Origin of the sequence: Arthrobacter sp. 2MCAF14 (genome assembly GCF_052115645.1) — a bacterium.
In the GTDB taxonomy this organism is placed as follows: domain Bacteria; phylum Actinomycetota; class Actinomycetes; order Actinomycetales; family Micrococcaceae; genus Arthrobacter.
Genome location: NZ_JBFRHB010000085.1, coordinates 1 through 3,290 on the forward strand (window position 1 = coordinate 1; position 3,290 = coordinate 3,290).

3 protein-coding genes and 1 pseudogene are annotated in these 3,290 nt (G+C 63.2%); all 4 read left to right on the forward strand.

Annotation, left to right across the window (positions count from 1 at the left end):
- Window positions 1–398 (forward strand): annotated as a pseudogene (locus tag AB4074_RS24585) (hypothetical protein); the annotation flags it as partial.
- Between the two features lie 5 nt (window positions 399–403).
- Complete coding sequence (locus AB4074_RS24590) at window positions 404–1,960, forward strand: aldehyde dehydrogenase (protein ID WP_441415719.1); 1,557 nt, start codon at window positions 404–406, stop codon at window positions 1,958–1,960.
- A gap of 142 nt (window positions 1,961–2,102) precedes the next feature.
- Window positions 2,103–2,546: a hypothetical protein gene (locus AB4074_RS24595; protein WP_441415720.1), complete on the forward strand. Its 444-nt coding sequence runs from the start codon at window positions 2,103–2,105 to the stop codon at window positions 2,544–2,546.
- Window positions 2,547–2,930: 384 nt separating this feature from the next.
- The coding region (locus tag AB4074_RS24600; protein WP_441415721.1) for a DDE-type integrase/transposase/recombinase at window positions 2,931–3,290 on the forward strand (360 nt) is incomplete at its 3' end.

Consider the following 3,290-nt stretch of genomic DNA (forward strand, 5'->3'; position numbering starts at 1 on the left):
TCGCCCTCGACATCTACACCGAAGACGGCGCGACTGTAAAGTGTGACCCGGCAACGCAGGTCGGTCTCCAGGAGACGGCGCGGCTCGTCGAGTGCTTGGGCCGCCGTATCGTATCCGGGGTAGGAGACGTGCGCGGACTTGGGCAAGTACAGAATGTCAACCGCCCGCTGTTCATGTACCGGGCGCTGTTCAAGATGGTCGCGCCGCACATTGACATCCCCGGTGTCGACGATGTGCGCGGTGCCTTCGCCTCCCTCAACGCGCTTTCGGATCCGCCGTGGATCGAGTCCAATGAGGTGTCGGACGCGGTCGTGTGGTTGTCATCGGATCACGCCAAGTTCATCACCTGCGTCGCGCTACCTGTCGACGCCGGCAACACCGTCAAGAAAGGCAACTGATCCATATGATCGAGCACGATTCCTTCTTTATCGACGGCGCCTGGCGCGCCGCAAAGTCCGACCGTAGCTTCGACGTGATCTCGCCACGCTCAGAAGAGCTCGTCGGGCGTGTCCCTGCGGCCTCCCGGGAAGACATCGACGAGGCGGTCGCGGCAGCGCGCCGGGCCTTTGACGACGGCCCGTGGCCCCGGATGAGTCCTGCCGAGCGCGCGGACTACCTCACTCGCATCGCCACTGGCATCGAGAAGCGTCAACATGAACTGGCGCCCCTGATCTCCGAAGAGCTGGGTTGTTCCATGCTCCTCTCGCAGTACTACATGACGGTAGCGCCCGTGATGAGCTTTAACTACTACGCTGAGGTCGGGCGAACGTTGGAGCTCGAGGAAGTCCGGATCAGTGATCTCACGAGCTTTACCGGGGGATCAGCAGGTGGCCCCACGGTCCCGATGGCCGGCAACAGCCTCGTCGTGCGTGAGCCCGTTGGCGTGGTGGCGTCGTTCCCCGCCTACAACTTCGCCGTTCCGGCGATCGGACAGAAGCTGGGGCCAGCACTGATCGCGGGCTGCACAGTGGTGATAAAGGTCCCTGAGCCCACCCCGCTTGCCACGTTCGTCTATGGGGAGATCTTCGAGGAAGCAGGTCTGCCGCCCGGCGTCGTGAACATCGTTGCGGCCGAGCCGGCCGAGGCGGCGTACTTGGTCGAGCACCCCGGCGTCGACATGGTCAGCTTCACCGGATCCGATGCGGTCGGCGCCAAGATCGCGGCAGCCTGTGGTGCCCTGGTGCGGCCGGTCCTGCTGGAGCTCGGCGGCAAGTCTGCAGCAATCGTTCTGGACGACGCACGGCTGGAGGACGTCGTACCCGCGCTGGTCGGTGGCAGCGTCGGCGCCAACTCGGGACAGCACTGTGTTGCGCGGACCCGGTTCATCGTGCCAGCCGAGCAGTACAACGCATACGCCGAGGCGCTCGCGCAGGCGTTCTCGTCCCTCAAGGTCGGTGACCCTATGGATCCGGACACGGTGGTCGGCCCGCTCGTAACCTCCAGGCAGCGTGATCGCGTCGAGTCCTTCGTCGAGGAGGCCCGTCGTGAAGGAGCCACCGTGGCTGCAGGCGGCCGTCGCCCCGCCGACATGTCCGTAGGTTGGTACTACGAGCCCACGCTGATCACCAACGCTCACAACGACATGAAAATCGCCCGCGAAGAGGTCTTCGGCCCCGTCGCCGTCCTCATCCCGCACGACGGCGAAGAGGACGCCATCCGCATTGCGAACGAGAGCCCCTACGGCCTCGCGGGGTCGGTGTTTACCGCCGACGACGCCCACGGCTTCGAGGTGGCACGGCGCATCCGGACAGGGACCTTCTCGGTTAACACCGTCACCGCCGATCTGGGTTCTCCCTTCGGTGGGTACGGCAAGTCAGGGATAGGACGCGAACACGGCCCGACGGCCGTGGACGAGTACCTCCACAGCCGCACGATCTCGATGGACCCTGGCAAGCAGCTGCCGGACGCGGTGACAAATGGGGTGCGCCGCGGTGACGGACCGGGAAGCCCCGAAGTGTAACCACAGCCGTCCGGAACAAGACGAAATCGGGGAGGCAGAGTGGTAGAACCAACCCTAGCCACCCGAAGCCCCGTCCGCCCTCAGCCAATACTTCACAGATCAAGTCAATTCCGCCTCAGCGGGCCAATCGAAAGGGCCACCCGTGGCAATCTTTTTTAAAGCAGCAAACCTGAGCGTCTCTCCGGCTGCCGCCTGGGACATTGTCGATCGCTTCATGCGGGCCGACATCCGCGTGTTCAGCTTCATAAAGGAGAATCGCATCGAAGGTCCTGTGCGAACCGTGGTCTCCGACGTCGCGGGAGGCCTCGAGCAGCCGGAACTGAACATCACGATCGATCCTGAGCACATGTACGCTTCTTACACCGTGCTCGAATCGCCGTTCTGGAAAGCCACCTATCACCACGGGTCCATGCGGGTCTTCGACACCGGTGACGGTCGCTGCCGGTTCGAGTGGATCACTGACGTCGCTCCGGATTCGTGGGCGGCGGAACTCGGCGATGAGTACATGGATGTGCTGTGGTCTGATCTGGTCAAGGTCGTGGAGACCGGTCAGGAGGCACCGCAGCCCGAGGTTGCCGGCGCCTAGAAGTACCGTCCCGGCACGCTGGTGACACGGGGTGGGAATTGACGCAATAAAGAGGACCTCCGGGTGTTGTGTGGAGCTTGTCGACAGCAGCACAGCTACCAGGAGGTCCTCGTGTCCCACTCTAATGCGATCCATGCCCCTGCCGGGCGCTTAAAGCTCGCCCAATGCGTGGTGAATCGTCTCCACGATCCACCGGATCCTCCAACGCTACCACTGCCCACCGCTGCGCTTCACGAACCCTGCAATCGGGACGAGGATCCCGGCAGGAACGCGCCCGCCGCCATGAGTACGCCTGGCCCAGTGAAATGAACCACGTGGACATGAAGAAACTAGACCGGATCCCGGACGACGGAGGCCACCGTAGCCAGGGAAGAGTCACCGGTGATGCGAACAACCGTGCCAGAAATCTCGCTGAAGCAGCCCGTGAAACTGGGGCCTGTTCCGTGGTTTCACCTTCAGCACGCTGTCGGTGACCGCTCCCGCTACGTCTACTCCGAGATCCTGCCTGACGAGGCCAAAGAAACTGCCGCATCCTTCATACGCAACCCGATCGCCGCGTTCTCAGTCAAAGGGGTGAAGATCCAGCAGGTGCTCACCGATAACGGCTCATGCTACAGGTCCAAAGCCTTCGCCCGGATCCTGGCCGAAGCCGGTATCCGGCACAAACGCACCAGACCCTACCGGCCAGAGACGAACGGAAAAGTCCGTGAAGACTTATGGTGGTGCTGCGTTGGGTCCAGCCTG

Coding starts and splice junctions, on each gene's coding strand:
- AB4074_RS24590 (WP_441415719.1), top strand. CDS start 404: ATGATCGAGCACGATTCCTTCTTTATCGACGGCGCCTGGCGCGCCGCA.